We start from the raw sequence: 2,098 nt of genomic DNA, 5'->3' as shown, positions 1-2,098 counted from the left end.
CGTCGAAGCGGAGAAGTCCGGCTACACGCCACAAGTCGACAACATCGTGGTGGGACGACAGAGGCCGGATTCGGTTGTGGCTGAGCGGCTTCGCATAGCTACCGATCAAGAAGTCGTGGTCCGGTCAAGACGTTATCTGGCCAACGGCCGGCCGGTCGAGACCGCGGTGTCATATATCCCGGCCCCCTTCGCCAACGGGACCCAGATCGAGCAGGTAGACACCGGCCCCGGCGGTATCTACGCCCGCCTGGAAGACAACGGCCACGTACTCGCCCGCTTCACCGAGGAAGTCGGCGCCCGCATGCCTACGCCCGAGGAACGCCGGCAGCTGGAGCTCGGACCGGGCGTTCCGGTGCTGACGGTTGTCCGCACCGCATACGACACCAATGACGTGGCCGTCGAAGTCTGCGACACGGTGAAGGTCGCCTCCGCATACCTGCTCGAATACGACTTCTCCGCCCGCTGAACCACGAAATCTTCCCAGATCCGGCCATAACCGTTGAAGTCCTCTAGACGACTATGTATCTTGAACTTGTCTAGAGCAGTGTCAACGTAGAAAGGCCGACCATGTCCGTACCGAAGTGGCTCAAAGTGCCCCACCAGCAGGTTTTCCCCCACAAAGCGTTCCTGGTTTCCGACGTGACAGCCGTGATCGACTACGACCGGTCCACGAAGGACAACCGAATCCAGGCAACCGACCGCGAATCCGGTCAGCCGCTGTGGCAGGTGGAAGTCCTCGACGGCGACCCGGCAGCAAGCAAGCGAACACGCACGGTCACCGTCAAGTTCGTCGCACCAACCCAGCCGGTGTGCCCGCCGAACAACAGCGGAATGCCGTTCACCCCGGTGGTTTTCGAGGAGCTGTCCGTGCTGCCGTATGTCGACCGGTCGAGCGAATCCGGCCGCATCGCGTGGTCGTTCCGCGCCTCCGCAATGGCAGCCGACACGGAGAAGGCGACCGCGCCGGCGGGGAAGGCGTCAGCATGAACCCCTTTGCGCCGTATCCAGGAGTACCCGCCGATCCGTATTCCGGTCGCGGGATCGACTTGATCGACCTGATCAATCGCCTCACCCACTTACTCATCACCGCTGCGGTTTGGTCCATCGTCATCGCCTGCCTTGCGGTCTTGGCCGCCGTCGCCTGGCGACTGAGTTCACCGGACACCTACGAGCAGCACGTCGCCGCTCCTGCGCGGCAGATGCGGTGGCGCCTCTGGGCACTGTTCGGTTGGTCCAGGGTGGCCAAAGCCTGCGGGTTGTCGGCCTCGGAGCAAGTCACCCGCAAAACCGCGGATGGCAAGACGACAACCACCACGAAGTGGACCCACCCGCGCGTGCTGAGTGTTGACACTTCCGACCACTGCCTTCGCATCACGGTGCGCACCCGAACCGGTCAGACGGTCGACGACCTCGAAAGAGCGATCCCGGCAATCCGCGACGCCCTACGGGCTCACTCGGCGCGCACAACGGTGGTCTCGCCTGCGACGGTACGAATGGAATTCGTTATGCGCCACCACCTTTCAACAGCAGAAACCGCTATCCCGACAAGTCGGATAGCGACGACGGGCGTGGAGCTGGGGCGACGTGAGAACGGATCGCCCTGGACCCTACGGATCGCAGAACGCCAGACGCTGACCGTCGGCTGCTCCGGGTCAGGCAAAGGTTCGATCTTCTGGGGCATCGCCGGCGGATTCGGCCCGGCGGTAAAGGCAGGTGTAGTGCGGCTGCTGGCCATCGACCTGAAGTACGGGATCGAAGTCGCCATCGGCTCACCGCTTTTCACCACCGTTGCGACGACCGAGACCGCCGCCGCACAGCTGCTCCAGAAGCTGGAAGAAGTTATGGACAGGCGTGGCAAACAGATGGCAGGCACGGCGCGCGCCCACAGGCCGGCCGCTGACAATCCGCTGCTGGTCCTACTGATCGACGAGCTGGCCGGCCTGACGGCCTACATGACCGATGCGAACCTCAAGAAACAGGTAGCAGGCTCACTGTCCCGGATTCTGACCAAGGGCCGGGGACTCGGCATCGTGGTGGTCGCCTTCATGCAGGACCCGCGCAAAGAGATCCTCCCGATGCGCGGCCTGTTCACCCAGAC

Annotated in this window: 3 protein-coding genes; all 3 read left to right on the top strand. The window is 63.5% G+C overall.

Translation table 11 applies throughout. The features are described 5' to 3' along the window. Positions 1-466 (top strand): GntR family transcriptional regulator (locus tag AC2VON_RS04300; protein WP_486951831.1); only part of this gene is annotated, 466 nt, incomplete at its 5' end. Positions 467-567: 101 nt separating this feature from the next. Continuing rightward, positions 568-987, top strand: coding sequence for a plasmid replication, integration and excision activator (locus AC2VON_RS04295; RefSeq protein ID WP_486951830.1), 420 nt, complete (start codon positions 568-570; stop codon positions 985-987). Then, the coding region (locus AC2VON_RS04290) for a cell division protein FtsK (protein WP_486951829.1) at positions 984-2,098 on the top strand (1,115 nt) is incomplete at its 3' end. The genes AC2VON_RS04295 and AC2VON_RS04290, both read left to right, overlap by 4 nt.

The sequence above is a fragment of the Mycobacterium sp. TH-M82 genome, from assembly GCF_057473605.1.
This window is presented reverse-complemented; position numbering and strand designations above follow the sequence as displayed.